Below are 3,282 nucleotides of genomic sequence, written 5' to 3' on the forward strand. Positions count from 1 at the left end.
ACCTTGCCCGGCACGTTGGCGCCGTGCAATGCAACGACGGCGAGGTGGTGCGGCTCCAGCCGGACGTGCGGCTGGTGATGAACCTGCTGGCGTCGCTGAACCTGCCGCCGATCGAGTCGATGGGCGCGATCGGCGCGCGCGCCTTCGTCAACGAGTTCAACAAGGGCCGGCCTGCCGGGCGGCCGATCGGCGACATCGTCGACGGCACCCTGCCCATCGCCGACGGCACGCTGCCTTACCGCGTCTACAAGCCGGCGACGCCGGGACCGCATCCGGTCGTGGTCTATTTCCACGGCGGCGGCTGGGTGCTCGGCGACGAGCAGTCGGACGAGCCGTTCTGCCGCGACATGGTGCGGCGGACCGGCATGATGTTCGTCAGCGTCGGCTATCGTCATGCGCCGGAGCATCGTTTCCCCACGGCTGCCGAGGACGGCTACGCGGCAGCACGCTGGATCGCCGAGCACGCTGCCGAACTCGGCGGCAAGCCCGGGCCGGTCTCGGTCGCCGGCTGGAGCGCCGGCGGCAACATCGCCGCCGTGACCTGCCAGCTCGCACGCGACCGCGGCGGACCCGACATCGCCGGCCAGCTTCTGGTCTGCCCGGTCACCGACTGCACGTTCGACCGGCCCTCCTACAACGACAACGCAGTCGGCTATTTCCTGACGCGCTCGCTGATGTACTGGTTCTGGGACCTCTACTGCTCGCCGGCCGACCGCACCGACCCACGCGTCTCGCCGCTCCGTGGCAAGGTCGGCGGCCTGCCACCGGCCTTCGTCGTCACCTGCGAGTTCGATCCGCTGCGGGACGAGGGTATCGCCTATGCCGAGGCCATGGCCGCAGCTGGCGTGCCGGTCGAGCAGCTCAAGGCGCGCGGCCATTTCCACTCGTCCTTCGCCATGGTCGATGTGGTGATCACCGGCGTGCCCGGCCGGGTGCAGATGGCGGAAGCCTTGCGGCGCTTCGCCGGGCTCCCGCCCAAGGTCGGCAGCAGTGACGAAAACAACAAGGGCAACGCCAGCCCGGGGCTCCGGATCGCGGCCGCCGCGAGCTGATGCACCGACAAGGCCGCCGGGAACTTGTTCCCGGCGGCTGCGTTGTGTGGTCGTGGCATTGTGATACAGCGACAGGTGTATCGACCCCGGCACGCGAATCCGTGTGCTGGGGTCGTCTTTTGCGTGAGGACCAGGCATGGGGGACGTAGTCGGGGATTCGAAGGTCGATTTCGGCGCGCTTGCGGTGCTGCATAAGTGGCCGTCGCTGGCAAACCAGCGTCAGCCTGACCGGGAGCCCTATCAGGTCATCGAAGGCACGCTTGACCAGTGCATCTCGGCCTTCATGCAGAAGCCGGCGACGACGCGGCACCTCTATGAGATCCACACGACGGCACAGCCGCCGCTGGTCACGGACATCCTCTCCCCCGAACACGTCATCGAATTATCGCGCCTGAGAGAATTTCTCTGACGGCATCGCAATCTCGCGACAGGAACCTTCTTCCGGATCTCCCCGTTGTCAGGGATCGGAAGCAAGGACGTGAGCGCATCGAGATGCTTGACGCCGGCCTACCATCACCGATCGTTCCTTACGGGGCGGACCAGACCCTATTCGTGGTGATCGATCGCCGCGGTGAGGCTACCGAAGTTCCTGTCGAGCGAAGCGATCTCGAAACCACGATCGGCGAGCTCGTCGCCGGCTGCTTCAACGATCCCGTCAAGGTGCTCTCGTTCAACACGCTCGAACATTGGATGAAGGACATCTCGACCGATGTCGCCGGCGAGATCCGTGCCCGCTGCGAGATCGATGGAATTGAGCTTCCCGACTATCTCAGCGATTTCGTGGAAGGCCATTCCTGAGGAGCTTTAGTTGCGGCAGCGCTTGCCGGCGATGACTTCGATTTCGCGGCGGCGTTCGCCCGCGAAGGTCAGGAGCTTTTCGATCGTCGACGTATCCGTGATCCGTTTGGCGAGCCGCTCGGCGCGCGCGGCCTGATCTTCGAGATACTGGATCGTGTTCAAGCGCTGCCCCCCGAAAGCCCCGAATTGCGTGGGAAGCCATGGTGCTCGAAAAGCCGCTAACAGCCGGTTAAGCGGCTGCGTCGGCCTCGACGCGCTGTGATCTATTGCACGACCTCGAGCCTGACAGTGGTGATGCCCTTGTCGACCATGCCGAGCGCTTCGGCGGCGGAAGGCGAGACGTCGACAACGCGTCCGCGCACGAAAGGTCCGCGATCGTTGACCCTGACGGTGACGAAGCGGCCTGAGGACGTGTCGGTGACGCGCAGCTTGGTGCCGAACGGCAGCGTGGGATGCGCCGCGGTCAATTCGTTCTTGTCGAACTTCTCGCCGCTCGCTGTCACCGTATCCGAATAGAAGCTGGCGACACCGTGCGCCGTCGTTTGCTTTGCCTCACCATTCCCAGCGCGCGCCCGGCTGATCGGGCGCGGATGCAGCGCGGCGACCCTGTGCGGGCGCTCCACTGCGGCCTGCCGGCTGGTGCCGGCAAGATCGGCCTTCTGGCGGCCGACCGGCGCCTGCGCGCAGGCGGCCAGCGATGCTGCGACGACGACGGCGAGCAGCAGCCGGCATGAGGTTGTGAAGGAAATCCGGGCCGTTTCGGTACGTGCAATGCGAGACATGGTACGCCCTCCGAACGGCCCGATTTTCGGTGGGCAATGAGGGCAGAACCTTGTCGGAACAAAAGCGGCTCTAGGACCGCCGTCGTTTCGCGTCAGCTGTGGCGATTTCACCACAGTGACTTGTTCTGAATCGGGACAGAGCGCGTCAGGCTCGCGCCTTATCCCCGTTTTACAGGCAAGGCGATCGCATCTGATTTGTGCAGAGGTCGTCATGCCCGGGCTTGTCCCGGGCATCCACGTTCTTCGTGCCGCCGACAAGACGTGGATGGCCGGGACAAGCCCGGCCATGACGATGTGGAGACGTTAGCGTGAACCGAGCCGTTCTGGCCCGCAGGCCGGTCAGTAGTGCGGCTCGTACATCTGCGACTGAACGAGGGCCTTCACGTCGTTGGGTGCGGGTCCGTCCGCGAGCCCACGTTGGTAGGCGACGTCCGCGACGGCCGCCGCGATGCGGACCGAGACTTCGCGAATGCGCGGCAGTGCCGGATAGAGGCTGCCTTGCGCGAGGTCATCCTCGCCGACGCAATCGGCAAGCGTATGAGCCGCCGCCATGAACATCTCGTCGGTCACGAGGCGCGAGCCGCTGGCGATGACGCCGAGGCCGACGCCGGGGAAGATGTAGGAATTGTTGCCCTGGCGCGGCACGAAGC

At 65.6% G+C, this 3,282-nt stretch carries 6 protein-coding genes; 3 read left to right on the forward strand and 3 right to left on the reverse strand.

The genetic code is table 11. The features are described from left to right. From JHD07_RS36140 to JHD07_RS36150, 3 genes are all read left to right on the forward strand, one after another. A partial coding sequence (locus JHD07_RS36140) for an alpha/beta hydrolase (RefSeq protein ID WP_291630879.1) occupies positions 1–1,052 on the forward strand: 1,052 nt, incomplete at its 5' end. Between the two features lie 136 nt (positions 1,053–1,188). After that, entirely contained in the window at positions 1,189–1,461 is a 273-nt protein-coding gene (locus tag JHD07_RS36145) for a hypothetical protein (protein ID WP_291630881.1), read from the forward strand. A gap of 83 nt (positions 1,462–1,544) precedes the next feature. Then, the gene (locus JHD07_RS36150; protein ID WP_291630883.1) at positions 1,545–1,850 is read left to right on the forward strand and encodes a hypothetical protein; all 306 of its coding nucleotides are present in this window, start codon (positions 1,545–1,547) and stop codon (positions 1,848–1,850) included. A gap of 6 nt (positions 1,851–1,856) precedes the next feature. Here the strand turns inward: JHD07_RS36150 and JHD07_RS36155 are convergent, their stop codons facing one another. The 3 genes from JHD07_RS36155 to JHD07_RS36165 all read right to left on the reverse strand — a co-directional run. Then, positions 1,857–2,012, reverse strand: a complete 156-nt coding sequence (locus tag JHD07_RS36155) for a hypothetical protein (RefSeq protein ID WP_291630885.1) — start codon at positions 2,010–2,012, stop codon at positions 1,857–1,859. Positions 2,013–2,113: 101 nt separating this feature from the next. Further along, a complete protein-coding gene (locus JHD07_RS36160; protein WP_291630887.1) occupies positions 2,114–2,632 on the reverse strand; it encodes a septal ring lytic transglycosylase RlpA family protein in 519 nt (172 codons plus the stop codon). A 339-nt stretch (positions 2,633–2,971) separates the two neighbouring features. After that, the coding region (locus JHD07_RS36165; RefSeq protein WP_291630888.1) for a malic enzyme-like NAD(P)-binding protein at positions 2,972–3,282 on the reverse strand (311 nt) is incomplete at its 5' end.

Origin of the sequence: Bradyrhizobium sp., assembly GCF_016462955.1 — a bacterium.
GTDB lineage: Bacteria > Pseudomonadota > Alphaproteobacteria > Rhizobiales > Xanthobacteraceae > Bradyrhizobium.

What these genes read in the sequence shown, in the direction of transcription:
- JHD07_RS36150 (WP_291630883.1), top strand. Translation starts at nt 1,545, where the DNA reads ATGCTTGACGCCGGCCTACCATCACCGATCGTTCCTTACGGGGCGGAC.
- JHD07_RS36160 (WP_291630887.1), bottom strand. Translation starts at nt 2,632, where the DNA reads ATGTCTCGCATTGCACGTACCGAAACGGCCCGGATTTCCTTCACAACC.
- JHD07_RS36145 (WP_291630881.1), top strand. Translation starts at nt 1,189, where the DNA reads ATGGGGGACGTAGTCGGGGATTCGAAGGTCGATTTCGGCGCGCTTGCG.